This is a genomic window from Streptomyces sp. NPDC126503, from assembly GCF_040302405.1.
GTDB lineage: Bacteria > Actinomycetota > Actinomycetes > Streptomycetales > Streptomycetaceae > Streptomyces > Streptomyces gulbargensis.
Map to the genome: position 1 here is coordinate 17,984 of NZ_JBEORS010000001.1, position 17,474 is coordinate 35,457.

The window sequence follows — 17,474 nt, forward strand, 5'->3', positions numbered from 1 at the left end:
CGTGTCGGACGGATGAGTTCATGGGGCACGCGTCTGGCGTACGCTGCGCGGCCATGAGCATCGCAGTGGTGACGGGAGCGGGTTCGGGCATCGGCCGGAGCGTGGCGCTGGCCCTCGCGGAGGCGGGCTGGTCGGTGGCCCTGGCGGGCCGCCGGGAGGAGGCCCTGCGGGAGACGGCGGCGGCCCTCCCGGACGGCGACTTCCTGTGCGTGCCGACGGACGTCACGTCCGCCGCGCGGGTGGCGGCCCTCTTCTCGGCGGTACGGGACCGGTACGGGCGCGTCGACCTGCTGTTCAACAACGCCGGTACGTTCGCGGGCGGCGGCGTCCCGGTGGAGGACCTGGACCCGGAGACCTGGCGCGCGGTGGTCGACGTCAACCTCACGGGCGCGTTCCTGTGCGCCCAGGCGGCCTTCCGGGCGATGAAGGAGCAGGACCCGCAGGGCGGCCGGATCATCAACAACGGCTCGATCTCGGCGCACGTACCGCGCCCGCACTCGATCGCGTACACGGCGACGAAGCACGCGATGACGGGCCTGACGAAGTCCCTGTCGCTGGACGGCCGCCCGTACCGGATCGCCTGCGGCCAGATCGACATCGGGAACGCGGCGACGGAGATGACGGCCCGCATGCAGACCGGCATCCTCCAGGCGGACGGCCGGCTGGCGCCGGAGCCGGTGATGGACGCGGCGGACGTGGCGGCGACGGTGGTGCACATGGCGGGGCTGCCGCTGGAGGCGAACGTCCAGTTCGCGACGGTGATGGCGACGACGATGCCGTACATCGGGCGGGGCTGAGGGGGCGCGGCGCCCCGGGGTGGCCGGCCGGCCACCGCGGGGCGCCCCGGGGACCGTCGCCTCAGGCCTGGCCGGCCTCGAAGCGGGACACGCGGCCGTCCTCGACGGTGAAGCGCCAGGCGGTCCGCATCTCGCCCCAGGTGTCGTTGCGGTAGCGGGCGACGAGCGCGCGCCCGCCGTCCGTCTCCTTCTCGACGTCCATGTGTCCGCGCGAGGCCAGCACCTCGCTGTCGAGCCACTTCCGCAGATCACGGTCGGAGCCGTCGTCGGACATGGTCGCGTCGGGGGTGAGGGCGTGGAGGAGCGCCTCCTCGTCGTGGGCGTTGAGGGCGGTGACGAAGGCGCGGACGGCCGGGTCGCTGAGCTGGTGCACGGGGATGGTCATGCCCCACCCGTACACCGGGGGCCCGCCCCGGGGCGCGGTGCGCGCCGAACGGCCCCCGCGGGCTGCCCCGGATGACCGACACGGACGACGGCCGCGCGTGTTCTCCGGCCCGGAGCCGGGCCTTCCGGGCAGGATCGGGGCATATGCCGCAGCCGGAGCCAGCTCAGGAGGAGCGATGTCGGACGCCGCGAAGGTCGTCAAGCTGTACGCCAAGGGGACTCCGGTGGGGGTCCGGGACGGGGGGCTCGTCGCCCTCCCGGCACCGGGGGAACGAGCCGCCGAATGGTCCGTGCGCCTGACGGACGGCGGGTTCCGCTTCGCCCTGAAGGGCACGGACGAGGTGATCGCCGCCACCGGCACGGACCGCGCGCCGGCGGCCGTCCGCCCGGACACCACGGAGGCCTCCGTGTGGCGCCTCCAGTACGTGGACGACGAGGGCGCCACCACGCTCACCTCGCTCGCGGACCTCCGGGACGGCACCTACGTGATCGACCGGCGCGGCCTGGCCCTCGGCCGGGACCTCTTCGAGCCCCGCACGCCCGGCCCGAAGCCGGTCCTGGTGCGCACGGACGACCGGGCTCCTTACTGGAGGCTGGAAGTCCTGGCCTGACCGGCGGCGCGGGGGTGCTCGCCGTCGCCCCGCAGCGGCCGGCGCGGGGCGATCAGACGGAGGCGGGCGGGCGCCGGTGCGGCATGGCCCATCCCCCGGCGAGCCGCGAGGGGTGCACCTGCTCCCCGCCACCGAAGAACTCGCAGAACTTCATGATCAGCGGGTCCCAGCCGACCGGGTCCACGTACCGCGTCCCCGGGATGACCAGCTCCTCCTCCACGTGCGTCCGGAGCACCCGGACCTCGAAGGCGGTGGCTCGCGTGTCCGTCCCCCCGAACGGATGGGCCGCCACGACCCGGCACTCCAGCTGCACGGGACACTCCGCGACCCGCGGCGCCCCCACCAGCTCCGACGCCTGCTCGGTCAGGCCGGCCGTCCCGAACTTGTCGGGCTCGTACCGGTAACCCTGGGCGGCCTTGCGCTCCGGCACGTCCGGCCTTCCCGTGGTGAGCGCCAGCCGGTCGACGGCCCCGGCCATCGCCGCCGACGGCAGACTGAGCACGCACTCCCCGTCCCGCAGCAGATTCTCGGTGGTCCGGGCGCTGTTCCCGAGCCCGAGCATGCAGGACTGCCCGAGCCACCAGGCGGAGGACATCGGCGCGAGGTTCGCCGTGCCGTCCTCGTTGAGCGAACTGACGAGCACCACGGGAGTCCCGAAGTACAGGACCTTGATCCCGGGGACGACGTGCATGGGCCGCACCTTCCACAGAGCGCCGGACGACGGAACCCGCGATCCCCTCGCGGGCCGCTCCGACTCTCCCGCCCGGGGCGCGGCCGCCGCTGGCGGAATCCCGACATCGCGTTGGGCCGGGCCGCCCACGGTGCGACGTAATGACACCGTACGGGTATCATTACGTCATGCTGTACTCCACTCCGCGGCTGTCCGCCGCTGACCGCCAGGTCCTGGCCGAAGTCGCCGAGATGCGACGCGCTCTGCGGGACGCCGTACAGCAGGCTCCGACCAAGTGGACCCTTGACCTGCGCCGGCATCTGACCGCGTCGGCCATTGCCGCGTCCAACACCATCGAGGGTTACAAGGTCGACGCTCGCGATGTCGCTGACCTCATGGACGACGCCCAGGAGAAGGTCGACGTCACCGAGGCCGATCGAGCGGAGACCGTGGCCTATCAGCAGGCCATGACCTACATCCAGTCACTGCATGACGCCCCGGACTTCGAGTACAGCAAGGGTCTGCTCAACGCGCTGCACTGGATGCTCCAGGGGCACCACCACCCCCGCAAGCTCGCCGGACAGTGGCGCCGCGGCCCGGTCTTCATCACCGCCGTCGGTGACCCCCACGCCACCGAATACGAAGGCCCGCACGAAGACGCCGTGGCGGGCCTCATGGATGAACTGATCGATTGGCTCAACACCGGCGACCTCGAGGCGGACCCGCTGGTCCGGGCCGCGATGGCGCACTTCAACCTGGTCAAGATCCACCCGTGGGCCGACGGCAACGGACGGATGTCCCGCTCCCTGCAGACCCTCCTGATCGCCCGGGAAGGCGTTCTCGCCCCTGAGTTCTCCTCGATCGAGGCGTGGCTGGGCATGCCTGGACACACCTGGGACTACTACAAAGTGCTCCGCGAGGTCGGCGGCCCCGTCTACAGCCCGTCTCGGGACACCGGCCCTTGGGTGCGGTTCAACCTCCGCGCCTATCACGAGCAGACTCAGAGCGTCCAGCACCGCGTCGACCGTTCCAACAGGTGCTGGATCCAGCTCGAAGAACAGCGCGAGACGCTCGCCGTCACCGAGCGTCAGATCACCGCCCTGCACGAGGTCGCCATCACCGGCCGGGTACGCCGCTCCCGCTACGAGAAGGCGGAAGGAATCAGTGAACAGCAGGCTCAGCGCGACATGCAGCACCTGATGCGCCGGGACCTCCTCACCCCGGTCGGCAACACCAAGGGCCGCTACTACGTGCCCGGGGCGCGCTTTCCGCAGGACGTTCTGGATACGGCGTCCGCCCGCCACACCATTCGCAATCCGTACGAGAGCGGAGTATGACGGCGCCCTGACGGGCCGTGAGAGTGAGGGGCAGACGAGTCGGGCTGTACGCCGGGTTCTGTGCCCCGGGACCTCGCGGTCGTCGGGGTGACGGCCATCCATCTAGGACCGGCGTTGCCGCCGGTCTCGTGCGGTCTACCCGCGAACTCGGGCGAGCAGCCCTCGAACATTCGCGCAGGGACGCCGGGGCGTCCCCTCTTGACCTTGCTCCGGGTGGGGTTTACCGAGCCGCCTGAGTCACCTCAGGCGCTGGTGGTCTCTTACACCACCGTTTCACCCTTACCGAGGGCCGAGGCCCCCGGCGGTCTGTTTTCTGTGGCACTGTCCCGCGGGTCACCCCGGGTGGCCGTTAGCCACCACCCTGCTCTGTGGAGCCCGGACGTTCCTCGGGGGGATCCGGGGATCCCCACGCGGCCGCCCGCCCGGCTCGTCTGCCGTGCCGACCATGCTACCCGCCGTTTCGGGGCGGCCGGGCCGCGCAGCGGTGCTTGACCTTGTCGCGACGGCAGGGTTTCTACTGGGGCCATGCGGATCGGCGAGATCGCCGCGCTCGTGGGGGTGACCCCCCGGGCCGTGCGGCACTACCACCATCTCGGGCTGCTGCCCGAGCCCGCGCGGCGGGCGAACGGATACCGGGAGTACGGCGTGCGGGACGCGGTGCTGCTCGCGCGGGTGCGGCGGCTGGCGGAGCTGGGGCTCGGGCTCGACGAGGTGCGGGACGTGCTCGCGGACGACGAGGGGCGGGAGCTGGTGGAGGTCCTGGAGGAGCTGGACGAGGACCTCGCGCGTCAGGAGGCCGTCGTACGGGCCCGGCGGGCGCGGCTCGCGGAACTGCTGGGCGAGGCGCGGGCGGGGCGGCTGACCACCGAAGGCCCGGTGTCGCCGGAGCTGTCCGGGATCCTCGCCGGGCTGGGCGAGCTGCCCGACTCCCCCATGGCCGTGAAGGACCGGGAGATCCTGGCCCTGCTCGACACGGTCGTGCCGGAGGAGGAGCGGGCCCGGCTGATGGAGCTGCTGCGGCGTACGGCCGGCAGCGCCCGGGAGGTGTACGGGCTGCTCGACGCGCTGGCCGGCGCGGCGGCGGACGATCCGCGGGTCGCGGAGGCGGCCCGGGCGCTCGCCGGCTGTCTGCCGGACGAGGTCGGCGGGACCGAGCTGCCGGCGGAGGGGTCCGGGGGTCTCGCCGACGTCTTGTTCGCCGATCTCTCCCCCGGCCAGGAGGCGGCCGTACGGCTCGCGATGCGGTGGGTGCGGGAACGGAAGGAGGGGCCGCGGTGACGGTCGGCGGAGGGCAGCGGGAGCGGGAGGGCGGCGCGCGGGTCGCGCGACCGGCGCCGGGAGGTTCGGGAGCCGAGAGCCCCGCGCCGGGGGGTGGGAAGGCCGGGACCGACGGGCGGGCCGGGGCGCCGGTGCCGGGGCGGCGCGGCCCGGTGGCGCGGGGTCTGCGGTGGGTGGCGTACGCGGTCCTGCCGGCCGAGCTGGTGCTGGCGGTCTGTCTGGTGGCCGGGGCGCGGATACCGGAGGCCGTCCTCGCCGTCGCCGAGGCCCTCGTCGTGGCGCTCCTCCTGGCCGAAGTGGTCGTGTGGACGCGGCTGCGGCGGCGGGGGCTCTCGCGGCGGGAGGCGGTGGCGGAGCTGGTGCCGGAGACCGTGGCGCGGCTGATCGGGCACGAGCTGCGGCTGATGGCGAGCCTCGGCCGGTGGGTGGCGCGCCGGCCGCACGGGGTGGCGGGCGCGCGGGCGGTGTTCCCGCACGCCCGGGACCAGGCGGCGATGATGTACGGCTTCGCGTTCGTGTGCGTGGTGGAGACGGCCGGCATGTCGTACCTGCTCGCCGACCTGCCCGTGGCCCACGCCGTGGTCCTCGTCCTGGACGTGTACACCGTCCTGTTCGTCCTCGGGCTGCACGCGGCCTCGGCCACCCGCCCGCACCTGCTCCTCGGGGACGCCCTGCGGCTGCGGCAGGCGGCCCACGTGGACGTGCGCGTGCCGCTGGAGCGGATCGCCGCCGTACGCCGGGAGACGCTGTTCACGCACGGGAGGGCGGAGGGGGAGCTGAACCTGGCGGTCGGCTCGCAGACCTCCGTCACGATCGAGCTGAACGCGCCGGTGGACGCGCCCCGGCTGCTGGGCGCGCCCCGGCCCGTACGGCTGGTCCGCTGTCACGCGGACGACCCCACCGCGCTGGTCCGCGCGGTGGAGGAGGCGCTCACGCGGGCGCGAACAGCACCTTCGCCCGTCCCGGATCCGCCTCGGCCAGCCTGACCCGCAGCCACTCCCCCAGCGGCAGCGGGGCCGTGCCGCCCGCGACGCGGGCGACGACGGCCGGGTCCTCCAGGTGCACGGTGCCGACGGCCGGTTCGCGCTCCTTCACGTCGATGACGTACGCGTCGAAGACCTCGCCGATCCGCCCGCCGAGGAGCGCCGCCTCGATCACGTCGACGCTCTCGCGTTCGACGGCGCTCGCGCGGCGCGTGCCCGTGGCCATGGTGTCGGGCAGGGCGGGCAGCGCGGACCGGACCCACTCGGGCGGTTCGTTCCCGGCGACGGCCGCCACGCACAGTTCGCCCGCGTAGCGGTCGACGAGGCGCCGCAGGGGCGCGGTGCAGTGGGTGTACTCGTCGGCGACGGCGGCGTGCACGGCCGGGGTGGGGACGTGGCCGTCGGTGAAGACGGTGTAGCCGGCGCCGCGCAGCAGGGTCGTGCACTCCTGGAGGAAGGCGGCGTGGCGCGGGTTGGCGGGGTCGGCGGTGCGGACGACCTCCGCGTAGGGGACGTGGTGCGGCCAGTCGACGCCGAGGGCGTGCGCGGAGCGGCGCAGCCGGGCGACGGCGCCGTCGGGGGCGGTGGGCAGGGTGCGGAGGACGCCGGTGCCGGCGGCGGTCATGAGGTCGGCGGCGGCCATGCCGGTGAGCAGGGAGATCTGCGCGTTCCAGCCGTCGGCGGGGAGCGGGGCCCGGTAGACGAGGGAGTAGCTGTGGTCGTGCGCGACGATCTCCTGCTCGGGGACGTTGAGGGAGATCCCGCCGCGTTCGATTTCGAGGGCCTCGCGGAGGCGGCCGATCTCGCGGAGCAGGGCGAGGGGTTCCTCGGCGGTGCCCGCGTCGATCCGCCGCTGCACGCCCGCGTAGTCGAGCCGGGCGCGGCTGCGGACGAGGGCGCGGCGGACGTCGGTGGCGACGCGGCGGCCCTCGGCGTCGAGGTCGATGCGCCACAGCAGGGCGGGCCGGGGTTCGCCGGGCAGGAGGCTGGCGGCGCCCTCGGAGAGGACGGGCGGGTGGAGGGGGACCTTGTCGTCGGGGAAGTAGAGGGTGAGGACCCGCCGGTGGGCCTCGGCGTCGAGGGCGCCGCCGGGGGTGACGAAGGCGGCGACGTCGGCGATGGCGTAGTGGACGCGGTAGCCGCCGTCGGCCCGGCGGGCCAGGTGCATGGCCTGGTCGAGGTCGGTGGAGCCGGGCGGGTCGATGGTGAGCAGGGGCAGGTCGGTGGCGTCGTACGCGGGAAGGCGCGGGGCCTTGGCGGCGGCCTCGGCCTCGGCGAGCACACCGGGCGGGAAGGAGTCGGGGACCGCGAGTTCGGTCCGCAGCGCGCGCAGGGCGGCCCGCAGGGGAGCCTCGGCTGCGCCGGTCACGTGGAGGGGGCGGCGGGGCATGGACCGAGCGTAGGGGGCGGAGCGGTGGGCGGCACCTCGTACGCTGGCTGTCCGGGGCCGCACCCCCGTTTCCCCCGTACGAAGGAGAACCACCGTGCTCGTGCTGTTGCCGCCCTCCGAAGGCAAGGCGTCCTCGGGGACCGGGGCGCCGCTGAAGCCGGAGTCGCTGTCCCTGCCGGGGCTCGCGGAGGCGCGGGCGGCGGTCCTGGACGAGCTGGTCGAGCTGTGCGCGGCCGACGAGGAGAAGGCCCGCGAGGTGCTCGGGCTGAGCGAGGGGCTTCGGGGCGAGGTCGCGAAGAACGCGGAGCTGCGGACGGCGGGCGCGCGGCCGGCCGGGGAGATCTACACGGGCGTGCTGTACGACGCGCTGGGTCTGGCCACGCTCGGCGCGGCGGCGCGGGAGCGGGCCGAGCGGTCGCTGCTGGTCTTCTCGGGGCTGTGGGGCGCGGTCCGCGTGTCGGACCGCATCCCGTCGTACCGCTGCTCGATGGGCGTGAAGCTGCCGGGGCTCGGGGCGCTGGGGGCGCACTGGCGGGGCGCGATGGCGTCGGTGCTGCCGGAGGCGGCCGGGGACGGGCTGGTGCTCGATCTGCGCTCGGCGGCCTACGCGACGGCGTGGAGGCCCAAGGGTGAGGTGGCGGCCCGGACGGCGACGGTGCGGGTGCTGCACGCGCCGACGCGGAAGGTGGTGAGCCACTTCAACAAGGCGACGAAGGGCCGGATCGTACGGAGCCTGCTGGAGGCGGGGGCCGAGCCGGGGTCGCCGGCCGAGCTGGCCGGGGCGCTGCGGGAGCTGGGGTACGTGGTGGAGGAGGGCGGCAGGGCCGGGGCGCTGGACGTGCTGGTGGACGAGATCCACTAGCCACACCCGTTGCACTCTGCGCAACGCTCGTTGCAGGTTTCGCTCGCCGTGGGCAGGATGGGGCCATGACGAGCGTCTTCGACCTTGCCCCGGAAGTCCCTGTCGTCCCCGTCGTGGTGATCGAGGACGCGGCGGACGCGGTGCCCCTGGCCCGCGCCCTCGCGGCCGGCGGCCTGCCGCTGATCGAGATCACCCTGCGCACGCCGGCGGCGCTGGACGCGGTGCGCGCGGTGGCGGCGGAGGTGCCGGAGGCGGTCGTCGGCGCCGGCACCGTCGTCACGGCGGAGGCCGTCGCGGCGGCGGTCGGGGCGGGTGCCCGCTTCCTGGTGAGCCCCGGCTGGACCGAACGGCTCCTCGGCGCGCTCGGGGACTCCGGCGTGCCGTTCCTGCCGGGGGTCTCCACGGCGTCGGAGGTCGTCGCGCTCCTGGAGCGGGGCGTGGAGGCGATGAAGTTCTTCCCGGCGGAGGCGGCGGGCGGCGTCCCGTACCTGAAGTCCCTGGCGGGCCCGCTCCCCGGCGCCCGCTTCTGCCCCACCGGCGGCATCTCCGCCGGTTCGGCCCCCGCGTACCTGTCCCTGCCGAACGTCTCCTGCGTCGGCGGTACGTGGATGCTTCCGCCCGACGCCCTCGCGGCCCGCGACTGGCCCCGCGTCGAAGCGCTGGCGCGGGAGGCGGCGGGGCTGCGGAGCGCGGTGGCGGCGGGGTGACGACCGGGCCCCGGTCCGGGGCCCGGACCGGGCGCGCCTACCGCAGGTGCGAGGTGTCGTTGAGGAGCCGTACCGAGGCGTTGCCGTCCGCGTAGTAGGCCACCGCCGAGAGCGCCGCCGCCGACAGCTCCATCCGGAACAGGGACTCCGGCGGGGCGCCGAGGGCGAGGCGGATCAGGGTCTTGATCGGGGTGACGTGCGAGACGACGAGGACCGTGCGGCCCGGGTACGCGGCGGTCAGCCGGTCGCGGGCGGCGGACACCCGGCGGGTGACGGCGGCGAAGCTCTCGCCGCCGCCCGTCGGGGCGGCCTTCGGGGACGACAGCCAGGCGTCGAGGTCCTCCGGGTACCGCTCCCGCACCTCGGCGAAGGTCATGCCCTCCCACGCCCCGAAATCGGTCTCCCGCAGGCCCTGCTCGACGCGCACGTCGAGCCCGAGGCGGGCGGCGACGGCGGCCGCGGTCTGGCGGCAGCGGGTCAGCGGAGAGCTGACGATCTCCTGGACGGTGCCGCGCGCGGCGAGCGCGGCGGCGACGGCCTCGGCCTGGCGCAGGCCCACCGGGGACAGTTCGGGGTCGGAGCCCCCGCTCCCCGAGAACCGCTTCTCGGGCGTGAGCGCGGTCTCCCCGTGCCGCAGCAGCACGAACGTCGCGGGCGCCGCCATGTCGGGCCCGCCCGTCCAGCCCCGCCGGCTGTCCGCGACGATTCCCGCCGGTACGACGGCCGGGCGCCGCGCGCGCGTACCCGGCTCCTGGGCCTTGCCCGCCTCGGCCTCGAAGTCCCCGGTGGCGGGCGAGGCGGGTGTGGTGGCGGAGGCGCCCGGGGCCGGAGCCTCCGGCGTCGTCGCGTGTCCGGCGCCGCCCAGCGCCTCGGCACCGAACAGGCCCTCGTCCCCCGCGTCCGCGCGGGTCGCCCCGGCGCCTGAGGCGGGCGAGGGCCCGGTCTCCGTCCCCGCACCGAAAAGGCCTTCGCCCCCGGCACCGGTCGCGGACACGGCTCCGGTCACCGGCTCCGTGGCGAAGAGGCCTTCGTCCCCGCCCTCCGGCGTCGCCCGGCGGGTCGCCGCCAGGGCCGCGCGGGCGCGGGCGGCGCCCGCCGTGGCGTCGCCGGGCGGGCCGGCGGGGGGCGCCGCCGCGTTGCGGGCGGCGGAGGCGTCGAGGGCAGCCGTCGAGCCGGAGGGCTCCCAGCGGCGGCCGGCGCGGCCGGCGTCCATGGCCTCGTTGGCCAGGCGGTCGGCGTGCTTGTTCCGCTCGCGCGGGATCCACTCGTAGCGGACCTGGCCGGCCGGGAAGATCCGGGCGGCCTCCGCGGCGAGCGGCTTCATGTCCGGGTGCTTGATCTTCCAGCGGCCGGACATCTGCTCCACGACCAGCTTGGAGTCCATCCGGACGTGCACCAGGGCGTCCGGGAACAGCGCGCGGGCCGCCTTCAGGCCCGCGACGAGCCCCCGGTACTCGGCGACGTTGTTCGTGGCGACGCCGATGTACTCGGCGGCCTCCGCGAGCGTCTCGCCCGTCGCCGGGTCGAGGACGACCGCGCCGTACCCGGCGGGCCCGGGGTTGCCCCGGGAGCCGCCGTCGGCCTCGACCACGAGCTCGCGCATTACAGGCCGGACTCCGCCGTGCGGACCAGGATGCGGCGGCAGTTCTCGCAGCGCAGGACCGTGTCCTTGGCGGCGGCGCGGACCTCGTTCAGCTCGGTGATGTTGAGCTCGATGTGGCAGCCCTCGCACTTGCGCTGGTAGAGGCGGGCCGCGCCGACGCCGCCCTGCTGCTCGCGCAGCTTCTCGTACAGCTTGAGCAGGTCGGCCGGGACGGACCCGGCGACGAGCTCGCGCTCCTTGGTGACGGTGGCAACCTCGGCGTCCAGCTCGGCCTCGGCGGCGTCGCGGCGCGCGGTGGCGTCGTCGGCCTTGGCCTGCACGGCCTCGACCCGGCCGGTCAGCTCGGTGACCCGCTCCTGGGCGGACTCGCGGCGCTCCATGACCTCCAGGACGATCTCCTCCAGGTCGCCCTGGCGCTTGGCGAGCGAGGTGATCTCGCGCTGGAGGTTCTCCAGGTCCTTCGGGGAGGAGACGGCGCCGGAGTCGAGCCGCTGCTGGTCGCGGGCGGACCGCTGACGGACCTGGTCGACGTCCTGCTCGGCCTTGGTCTGCTCGCGGGCGCAGTCGCTCTCCTCGGTCTGCGCGGCGACGAGCAGGTCGCGCAGCTGGGTGAGGTCCTTGGTGAGCCCCTCGATCTCGGCGTGCTCGGGCAGGGACCGGCGCTTGTGCGCGAGCTGCTGGAGGCGTACGTCCAGGGCCTGGACGTCGAGGAGGCGGATCTGGTCGGCGGGCGCGGCGTTCAGTTGGGGGCTCCAGGAGAGGTGTGGTGGGAGGACCAGGGGTCGGTGACCGTCTTCGAGACGTGGACGCGGAGGTCCCAGCCGTGACGGTCGGAGATCTCGTCGAGCTGGGCGGCGGCCTGCTCGCACCAGGGCCATTCGGTGGCCCAGTGGGCGGCGTCGACCAGTCCCAGCGGGGAGTGCTGCGTCGCCTCCGAGACCGGGTGGTGGCGCAGGTCGGCGGTGAGGAAGGCGTCCGCACCGGCGGCCCGTACGGCGTCGAAGAGGCTGTCGCCGGAACCGCCGCTGACGGCGACACGGCGCACGGTCATCCCCGGGTCGCCGGCGACCCGGATGCCCTGCGCGGTGGCGGGCAGCCGCTCGGCGGCGCGGGCGGCGAACTCGCCCAGCGTCTCCGGACGGTCCAGCTCGCAGATCCGGCCGAGGTTGTTCTCGGGGACGAGCGGTCCGGTGACGCGGATCCCGAGGGCGCCGGCGAGGGCGTCGGAGACGCCCGGGTCGGCGGTGTCGGCGTTGGTGTGCGCGACGTGGAGGGCGATGTCGTGCTTGATGAGGCTGTGGACGACGCGGCCCTTGAAGTGGCCCGCGGCGACGGTCGTCGTCCCGCGCAGATAGAGCGGGTGGTGGGTGACGATCAGGTCGGCGCCGAGGGCGATCGCCTCGTCGGCGATCTCCTGCACGGGGTCGACGGCGAACAGCACGCGGCGGACCTCGGCGTCGGGGTCGCCACAGACCGTGCCGACGGCGTCCCACGTCTCGGCCCGCTCGGGCGGCCAGAGGGCGTCGAGTGCGGCGATGACTTCAGACAGACGGGGCACGGGGGAAAGGCTACCTGTCCTCCGCGCCCCGCCGTCCGGGCCTGTGGACAAGCACCGCGCCGCCGGGAGGGGCGCCGCCCCCCGGGTCCCGGGGCCAGGGCCCCCGGGCCGGACGTCCGGGCTCGGCGCCCCCCCTCCCCTGCTGCCTCTTCCTACTTCTTCACGAGGTCCGCGCGCAGGTCGTCCAGGACGCTGTTCGCGGCGGTCACGCCGAGGCCGAGGTACCAGGTCTCGTCCGGGACGTCCTTGGCCCGGCCGGCCTTGACGGCCTTGAGGTTCTTCCAGAGCGGGTTGGCCTGGGCGGCGTCGCGCTTGGTGGCCTTCGGGTCGCCGTACACTCCGGTGAAGATCCAGTCGGCGTCGGCCTCGTCGATCTTCTCGGGGCTGATCTCCGCGGCCAGCTCGTCGATCTGCTGGTTCTTCGGCCGGGGCAGGCCGGCGTCCTCCAGGATGGTGCCGATGAAGGAGGCCTTGGCGTACAGGCGGATCTTGCCCGGGAGGTAGCGGACCATGGAGACGGTCGGCTTGTCCGGGCCGATGTCGGTGCCGAGCCGCTTCGCCTTGGTCTCGTACGCGGCCAGCTCGGCCTTGGCCTCGGCGGTCCTGTCGAGGGCGGCGGCGTTGAGGAGGTAGTTCTCCTTCCAGGTGAAGCCCGGACGGATGGAGAACACGGTCGGCGCGATCTTCGACAGCTCGTCGTACTTGTCGGCGGCGCGGAGCCGGCTGCCGAGGATGAGGTCGGGCTGGAGGTTGGCGATGGCCTCCAGGTTGAGGTTGTTGATGGTGCCGACGGACTTGGGGGCGCCGGCGTCCTTCTTCAGGTAGCCGGGGATGCCGTCGTCGCCCTCGGAGGGGGCGTAGCCGACGGGCTGGAAGCCGAGCGAGACGACGTTGTCGAGCTCGCCGACGTCGAGGACGACGACCCGCTTGGGGGCGGCCTTCAGTTCGGTGGTGCCCATGGCGTGGGTGAGGGTGCGCGGGAACTGGCCCGGCTTGGCGTCCGTGCCCATGGCCGCGGTCTTGGCTGCGGCGTCGCCGAAGTCCTTGCCGCCGGCGGCGACGTCCTTCTTCTTGGCCGTGTCCTCCTTCTTGGCCGGGTCGGAGGAGGCGGTGTCGCCGCCTCCGCAGGCCGCGAGGGAGAGCGCGGCGGCGAGGGCGACGGCTGCGGCGGTGCCGCGGCGGCGGAAGGACATGGGCGGGGCTCCTCTTCCGGTACGTGGAGTGCGGCGGGTCCGGGCGCGGCGGCCGGCCGGTCGTGCGCACCCGGGGCGGGCGGGCGTACGGACCTCCGGGCGCGCGCGGGCGTACGCCGAGCTCACGAGGGTGACAGCGGAGCCACAGGGTCCGCTTAGGGTCGCCTTACCTTACGTACCTTCCTCCCCATCAGCACAACGGGCCCCCTCCCCTCAGCAGAATCACCGGACGGCCACCCTTATGTGTGAAGTGACCCTGCTCGTGTTGTTCGGCTGGAAGTGCGAAAACTAGCGTCGTCGCTGGAGGTGACGAGTCGATGACAGCGTGTGCCATCGAGACCACGGCCGAGGACGACGATCACGACGGGGACCGTGCCCCTGGTAATGGATGGCCGACCGGGTTCACCATCACGGCGAACGGTGCCTACGCCGCCAGGCTCGCGGGTGCCGGGGACGCCCTGTACGCGGAGCGGTGGACCCTCGACGGCCCGGAGCCGTACGCCGTGCCGCTCCCCCTCGGCCAGCCGGAGGAGCGCGGCACACAGCTCCTGCCCCTGGCCGACGGCCGGGTCCTCGTCGCCCGTCGCGTGGACGGGCGGCGGAACACGTTCTCGCTGCTGTACCCCACCGGCCCCGGCACCGGTGAACTCCAGCTGGGCGCGGTCGAGGCGCCCGGTTCCGAGCGGCTGGTCCTGCTGCCGCCGTCGCCGGACGGCATCTGCGCGTACGCGATGTGCGTCGGCCCCGAGACGACGACGCTGTGGCTGGTGGCGGGCGGGGCCTTCGGGCCCGAGCAGGTCGCCGAGGTGCGCGGCCACTGCTCGGGCGGGGTCTGGCTGGACCGTACGGGCCGGATGCTGGCCCTGGACCGGCGGCTCGGCGGCGGCCCCGTGAAGACGGTGGCGATCGATCTGGAGCGGGGCGGGGAGGTGACGCCGCTGCTCCAGATCACGGAGGAGAGCGACGACCGGCTGCTGCTCGCGGACCCGGAGAGCGGCCTGCTCCTGATCCGTTCGGACGCGCCGTCGCCGGGGCACGAGCGGCTCGGCTGGGGGGTCCTGGGGAGCCTGCTGCCGGTGCGCTTCCCGGAGTGCCTGCGGCTCGACGACGCGGCGGTGACGCCGTTCGCGGTGCAGCCGGGGCAGGTGCTGATGCCGGAGAGCTGCGCGGTGGCGCTGCGGATCGACGCGGCGGCCGGGAGCTGGGTGGGGGTCTGGAGGCCGTCCGCCCGCCGGATGCGGCAGCTGGCGGCGCCGGCCGGATGGCTGGCGGGCGCGGGCCTGTGGACGGCGGAGGGGGTGCTGCGGCTCCCGTACGCGACGCCCGGGGCGCCGTGCGGACTGGCGTCCCTCGCGGTGCCGCCGGAGCCCGCCCCGCAGCCGGTCGTGGTGGTCGAGGAGCCCCGGGTGTGCCGCCCGGTGCCTTTGCAGCAGGCTCCCCTGACGGACCGTCGACCCGCTCGTTAGACTCCGGGCCGCACCACAAGATCGATTGCTACGGGGTGAGTTCCACCATGTCGGAGAGCAGCAGCACGGACGGGCAGGAGCGGCACGGCTCCGGAAGGCACCGCGGTCAGGCCGCGCCGGTGGAGGACTCCGCGTCCTCGCCGCACGGCCGCCACCGCCGTGAGCCCGACGCGCAGGCGCGCTGATCCCGCGAGGGGAGCGGGACGTACGAAGGGCCCCGGGAAGCCACTGGCTTCCCGGGGCCCTTCGCGGTTCGGGGGTGGCGCCGACGAGACGGCGACGGGAGACCGCCAAGATGCGATCCCACCCAGAGGGCGCCGACAACCGGCGAGCGCCCCCGAATCGAAGCACAGGGCCCTACTTGACGACGACTCACGGGACCCGTAGCCTCAGAAGAGTCAGATTGACAAGGCTCGGAGGTATCCATGAGTGTCATCATCCGCGTCGCCATCCCCGGTGTCACCGTGCAGACCAGGACGGTCGGGGAGGACCTGCACATCGACATCACTCCGGAGGCCGCCACGGAGACATCGGCCACCCAGACCACCCCCGGAGGCCTGGCACCCATGATCGAGGCGGGTGACCTGCGGGTCGGCGAGAAGCTCTACTGGTCCCGTCCGCGCCTGGGCGTGCGTCACGAGGCGACGGTCCTGGAGAACGGTTGGATGTCGTTCGAGGGCAAGCCGTACCGCACACCGTCCGGTGCGGCCGTCGCCGCAGCGGGGTCGCAGGCGGACGGGTGGACCGCCTGGCGCCGGGAACGGGACGGCGTGATCATCGGGTCGCTGCGCCACTCGTCGTAGGCACCGCGTGCCGCGCTTCTGCGCGTCGCGTCGCCGGAGCGCCCGGTATTCGACGCGGCGCGGACCTGCGGGCAGACTCCCGACCGCCCCTCAGTCCCACGCCTCCGGGGCCGGGCCGAAGGCGCGGCGGGCGGAGCGGACCGTGAGGGTGGCGAGGGCGGCGTTGGCGCCGCCGCCGATGACGGCGCCGATGCCGAAGGGGGCGACGCGGCCGAGGACGATGATGCCCTGCTTGGTGCCGTACTTGGTGATGAAATTCCGGCCGAGGATCCCGTTGATGCGGCGCAGTGTCTCGACCGGCACCTTGGCGACGACCTGGCGGCCCCAGTGCCGGCCGGTGCGTTCGGCGACCTTGGTGATGGTGGTGGAGCCGCTGCCGCCGAGGAGGACGCCCAGGACGATCGTGCGGCGGCGCTCGATCTCGTCGAGGGAGACGCCGTGGACATCGGCGACCGAGAGGGCGAAGAGGGCGCTCAGTTCGAGGGAGGAGAGGGCCTCGCCGGCCGAGAGGGCGAGGGAGACGGTCGTGCCGACGCCGGGCGCGGCGGCGGCCCCGCCGACCGCGGCTCCCGTCCCGGCCAGGGCGCTGATGTACATCCGCTCCAGGGTGCGGATGACCTGTTCGGGGGTGGCGTCGGGCTTCCGCTGCCGGGCCCGGTCGATGTTCCTGCGGACCAGGGGGCTCTGGAGGTCGATCGCCTTGTCCACCAGGTCCAGTACGCGCTGTCCGGGGCCCGGGGCCTCCGCGGCGGGCCCGTCGCCGACACCTGTCGCCATGGCCGCAACTCCCTCTGTCCGCCCGCCTCCACGGCGGTCGCGACGATCTTATGATCACCGGGGCGCGCCCGTGCGGGCTTCCGTCGAATCCGGTGGTGGGGCCGCCCCCCGTCGCGGAGGATGGGCGCATGCGGAATCTCGTCGTGCTCGACGCCCCGTCCAACCTGGGGCTGCGCCCGCCCGCCCCCGGCACCGTGCCCGGCTGCTACAAGCTCGCCGGCGCCCTGCGGGAGCAGGGCCTCCTGCGGCGGCTCGGTGCGCTGGAGGGCGGGGTGGTGGTGCCGCCGCGGTACGACCGCGGGGACTGGCGGGAGGGCGACGGGGTCTTCAACGCCGCCGCGCTCGCCTCGTACACGCGCAGGCTGGCCGACCGGATCGAGCACCACGTCCGCGCCGGGGACTTCCCCGTCGTGCTCGGGGGCGACTGCTCGATCCAGCTCGGTGCCTCGCTCGCGCTGCGCCGCCTGGGGCGGTACGGGCTGGTCGCGGTCGACGCCTCGCCGGACTTCCGGCACCCGGGCATCTCGGACCGGATCGGCGCGGCCGGCGGCGAGGAGGTCGCGCTGGCCACCGGGCGCGGGCAGGACGACCTGACCGATCTGGAGGGCCTCAAGCCCTATCTGCGCGACGAGGACCTGCGGTTCTTCGGGATCCGGGACGCCTTTCGGGAGGACGCGGACTGCGTGGAGCTGGCCGCCCTGAAGGTCCCGTTGGTGACCGTCGGCCATCTGCGCGAGTGGGGCGCCCGGACGCTCGCGCGGGCCACCGCGCAGTCCTTCGAGAGCGGGGTCGTGTCCGGCTTCTGGGTGCACCTGGACGCCGACGTGCTGGACCCGTCCGTGATGCCGGCCGTGGACAGCCCAGACCCGGACGGGCTGCAGCCCGGCGAACTCGTGGAGCTCCTGCGGCCGTTGCTCGCCTCTCCGCTCTGCGCCGGGTTCAACGTCACCATCTACGACCCCGATCTGGACCCGGACGGCACGGCGGGCGCGCTGCTCGCCGACATCGTGGTCGACGCCTTCGCCCGCGCTTGACCGGCGCTTCCCCGGGCGTCC

The 17,474-nt window shown here is 74.4% G+C and carries 19 protein-coding genes and 1 other RNA gene; 11 read left to right on the forward strand and 9 right to left on the reverse strand.

The features are described from left to right. The first annotated feature begins 20 nt into the window (after positions 1-20). Positions 21-797, forward strand: a complete 777-nt coding sequence (locus tag ABTY40_RS00095) for an SDR family oxidoreductase (protein WP_352057425.1) — start codon at positions 21-23, stop codon at positions 795-797. 61 nt (positions 798-858) lie between these two features. Here the strand turns inward: ABTY40_RS00095 and ABTY40_RS00100 are convergent, their stop codons facing one another. Beyond that, the gene (locus ABTY40_RS00100) at positions 859-1,182 is read right to left on the reverse strand and encodes a nuclear transport factor 2 family protein (protein ID WP_345289536.1); all 324 of its coding nucleotides are present in this window, start codon (positions 1,180-1,182) and stop codon (positions 859-861) included. A gap of 175 nt (positions 1,183-1,357) precedes the next feature. Here ABTY40_RS00100 and ABTY40_RS00105 point away from each other — a divergent pair, with 175 nt between their 5' ends. Beyond that, positions 1,358-1,792, forward strand: coding sequence for a hypothetical protein (locus ABTY40_RS00105; protein WP_352057426.1), 435 nt, complete (start codon positions 1,358-1,360; stop codon positions 1,790-1,792). Positions 1,793-1,844: 52 nt separating this feature from the next. Here the strand turns inward: ABTY40_RS00105 and ABTY40_RS00110 are convergent, their stop codons facing one another. Beyond that, positions 1,845-2,483, reverse strand: coding sequence for a flavin reductase family protein (locus ABTY40_RS00110; RefSeq protein WP_352057427.1), 639 nt, complete (start codon positions 2,481-2,483; stop codon positions 1,845-1,847). Positions 2,484-2,650: 167 nt separating this feature from the next. On the opposite strand from ABTY40_RS00110, the gene ABTY40_RS00115 reads away from it, so the two are divergent. Then, positions 2,651-3,799, forward strand: coding sequence for a Fic family protein (locus ABTY40_RS00115; protein WP_352057428.1), 1,149 nt, complete (start codon positions 2,651-2,653; stop codon positions 3,797-3,799). A 31-nt stretch (positions 3,800-3,830) separates the two neighbouring features. Here the strand turns inward: ABTY40_RS00115 and rnpB are convergent. Next, an RNA gene (gene rnpB / locus ABTY40_RS00120) (RNase P RNA component class A) lies at positions 3,831-4,229 on the reverse strand. A gap of 95 nt (positions 4,230-4,324) precedes the next feature. Here rnpB and ABTY40_RS00125 point away from each other — a divergent pair. After that, positions 4,325-5,077 (forward strand): MerR family transcriptional regulator, encoded by a 753-nt coding sequence (locus ABTY40_RS00125; protein ID WP_352057429.1) that lies wholly within the window; start codon positions 4,325-4,327, stop codon positions 5,075-5,077. After that, positions 5,074-6,063, forward strand: coding sequence for a hypothetical protein (locus tag ABTY40_RS00130; protein WP_502990445.1), 990 nt, complete (start codon positions 5,074-5,076; stop codon positions 6,061-6,063). The genes ABTY40_RS00125 and ABTY40_RS00130 overlap by 4 nt, the downstream gene beginning before the upstream one ends. Here ABTY40_RS00130 and ABTY40_RS00135 read toward each other — a convergent pair. Further along, positions 6,008-7,450 (reverse strand): RNB domain-containing ribonuclease, encoded by a 1,443-nt coding sequence (locus tag ABTY40_RS00135; protein WP_352057430.1) that lies wholly within the window; start codon positions 7,448-7,450, stop codon positions 6,008-6,010. The genes ABTY40_RS00130 and ABTY40_RS00135 overlap by 56 nt on opposite strands. A gap of 94 nt (positions 7,451-7,544) precedes the next feature. Here ABTY40_RS00135 and yaaA point away from each other — a divergent pair, with 94 nt between their 5' ends. Together yaaA and eda are read left to right on the forward strand one after the other, a co-directional pair. Continuing rightward, positions 7,545-8,312 carry a peroxide stress protein YaaA gene (gene yaaA, locus ABTY40_RS00140; RefSeq protein ID WP_352057431.1) on the forward strand — a complete coding sequence of 256 codons (768 nt, stop codon included), beginning with the start codon at positions 7,545-7,547 and terminating at the stop codon, positions 8,310-8,312. A gap of 65 nt (positions 8,313-8,377) precedes the next feature. Continuing rightward, the gene (eda, locus tag ABTY40_RS00145) at positions 8,378-9,019 is read left to right on the forward strand and encodes a bifunctional 4-hydroxy-2-oxoglutarate aldolase/2-dehydro-3-deoxy-phosphogluconate aldolase (RefSeq protein WP_352057432.1); all 642 of its coding nucleotides are present in this window, start codon (positions 8,378-8,380) and stop codon (positions 9,017-9,019) included. A gap of 37 nt (positions 9,020-9,056) precedes the next feature. Here the strand turns inward: eda and ABTY40_RS00150 are convergent, their stop codons facing one another. The 4 genes from ABTY40_RS00150 to ABTY40_RS00165 form a co-directional block, all read right to left on the reverse strand. Continuing rightward, positions 9,057-10,622 (reverse strand): bifunctional RNase H/acid phosphatase, encoded by a 1,566-nt coding sequence (locus ABTY40_RS00150; RefSeq protein WP_352057433.1) that lies wholly within the window; start codon positions 10,620-10,622, stop codon positions 9,057-9,059. Further along, positions 10,622-11,365 carry a zinc ribbon domain-containing protein gene (locus ABTY40_RS00155; RefSeq protein ID WP_352057828.1) on the reverse strand — a complete coding sequence of 248 codons (744 nt, stop codon included), beginning with the start codon at positions 11,363-11,365 and terminating at the stop codon, positions 10,622-10,624. The genes ABTY40_RS00150 and ABTY40_RS00155 overlap by 1 nt, the downstream gene beginning before the upstream one ends. Beyond that, on the reverse strand, positions 11,362-12,180 hold the full coding sequence (locus ABTY40_RS00160) for a Nif3-like dinuclear metal center hexameric protein (RefSeq protein ID WP_352057434.1): 819 nt from the start codon (positions 12,178-12,180) through the stop codon (positions 11,362-11,364). The genes ABTY40_RS00155 and ABTY40_RS00160 overlap by 4 nt, the downstream gene beginning before the upstream one ends. Positions 12,181-12,332: 152 nt before the next feature. Further along, entirely contained in the window at positions 12,333-13,373 is a 1,041-nt protein-coding gene (locus ABTY40_RS00165; RefSeq protein ID WP_352057435.1) for an ABC transporter substrate-binding protein, read from the reverse strand. A gap of 317 nt (positions 13,374-13,690) precedes the next feature. Here ABTY40_RS00165 and ABTY40_RS00170 point away from each other — a divergent pair, with 317 nt between their 5' ends. From ABTY40_RS00170 to ABTY40_RS00180, 3 genes are all read left to right on the forward strand, one after another. Beyond that, on the forward strand, positions 13,691-14,839 hold the full coding sequence (locus tag ABTY40_RS00170; RefSeq protein ID WP_352057436.1) for a hypothetical protein: 1,149 nt from the start codon (positions 13,691-13,693) through the stop codon (positions 14,837-14,839). A gap of 47 nt (positions 14,840-14,886) precedes the next feature. Then, positions 14,887-15,024, forward strand: coding sequence for a hypothetical protein (locus ABTY40_RS00175; RefSeq protein ID WP_352057437.1), 138 nt, complete (start codon positions 14,887-14,889; stop codon positions 15,022-15,024). 240 nt (positions 15,025-15,264) lie between these two features. After that, positions 15,265-15,642, forward strand: coding sequence for a restriction system modified-DNA reader domain-containing protein (locus ABTY40_RS00180; protein WP_352057438.1), 378 nt, complete (start codon positions 15,265-15,267; stop codon positions 15,640-15,642). A 90-nt stretch (positions 15,643-15,732) separates the two neighbouring features. Here the strand turns inward: ABTY40_RS00180 and ABTY40_RS00185 are convergent, their stop codons facing one another. Further along, positions 15,733-16,419 (reverse strand): hypothetical protein, encoded by a 687-nt coding sequence (locus tag ABTY40_RS00185; protein ID WP_352057439.1) that lies wholly within the window; start codon positions 16,417-16,419, stop codon positions 15,733-15,735. A gap of 128 nt (positions 16,420-16,547) precedes the next feature. Between ABTY40_RS00185 and ABTY40_RS00190 the strand changes: the two genes are divergently transcribed. After that, the gene (locus ABTY40_RS00190; protein WP_352057440.1) at positions 16,548-17,453 is read left to right on the forward strand and encodes an arginase family protein; all 906 of its coding nucleotides are present in this window, start codon (positions 16,548-16,550) and stop codon (positions 17,451-17,453) included. Positions 17,454-17,474 lie beyond the last annotated feature (21 nt).

Coding starts and splice junctions, on each gene's coding strand:
- ABTY40_RS00150 (WP_352057433.1), bottom strand. CDS start 10,622: ATGCGCGAGCTCGTGGTCGAGGCCGACGGCGGCTCCCGGGGCAACCCC.
- ABTY40_RS00095 (WP_352057425.1), top strand. CDS start 21: ATGGGGCACGCGTCTGGCGTACGCTGCGCGGCCATGAGCATCGCAGTG.
- ABTY40_RS00175 (WP_352057437.1), top strand. CDS start 14,887: ATGTCGGAGAGCAGCAGCACGGACGGGCAGGAGCGGCACGGCTCCGGA.
- ABTY40_RS00105 (WP_352057426.1), top strand. CDS start 1,358: ATGTCGGACGCCGCGAAGGTCGTCAAGCTGTACGCCAAGGGGACTCCG.
- ABTY40_RS00170 (WP_352057436.1), top strand. CDS start 13,691: ATGACAGCGTGTGCCATCGAGACCACGGCCGAGGACGACGATCACGAC.
- ABTY40_RS00190 (WP_352057440.1), top strand. CDS start 16,548: ATGCGGAATCTCGTCGTGCTCGACGCCCCGTCCAACCTGGGGCTGCGC.
- ABTY40_RS00125 (WP_352057429.1), top strand. CDS start 4,325: ATGCGGATCGGCGAGATCGCCGCGCTCGTGGGGGTGACCCCCCGGGCC.
- ABTY40_RS00110 (WP_352057427.1), bottom strand. CDS start 2,483: ATGCACGTCGTCCCCGGGATCAAGGTCCTGTACTTCGGGACTCCCGTG.
- ABTY40_RS00180 (WP_352057438.1), top strand. CDS start 15,265: ATGAGTGTCATCATCCGCGTCGCCATCCCCGGTGTCACCGTGCAGACC.
- eda (WP_352057432.1), top strand. CDS start 8,378: ATGACGAGCGTCTTCGACCTTGCCCCGGAAGTCCCTGTCGTCCCCGTC.
- ABTY40_RS00115 (WP_352057428.1), top strand. CDS start 2,651: ATGCTGTACTCCACTCCGCGGCTGTCCGCCGCTGACCGCCAGGTCCTG.
- ABTY40_RS00165 (WP_352057435.1), bottom strand. CDS start 13,373: ATGTCCTTCCGCCGCCGCGGCACCGCCGCAGCCGTCGCCCTCGCCGCC.
- ABTY40_RS00135 (WP_352057430.1), bottom strand. CDS start 7,450: ATGCCCCGCCGCCCCCTCCACGTGACCGGCGCAGCCGAGGCTCCCCTG.
- ABTY40_RS00185 (WP_352057439.1), bottom strand. CDS start 16,419: ATGGCGACAGGTGTCGGCGACGGGCCCGCCGCGGAGGCCCCGGGCCCC.
- ABTY40_RS00100 (WP_345289536.1), bottom strand. CDS start 1,182: ATGACCATCCCCGTGCACCAGCTCAGCGACCCGGCCGTCCGCGCCTTC.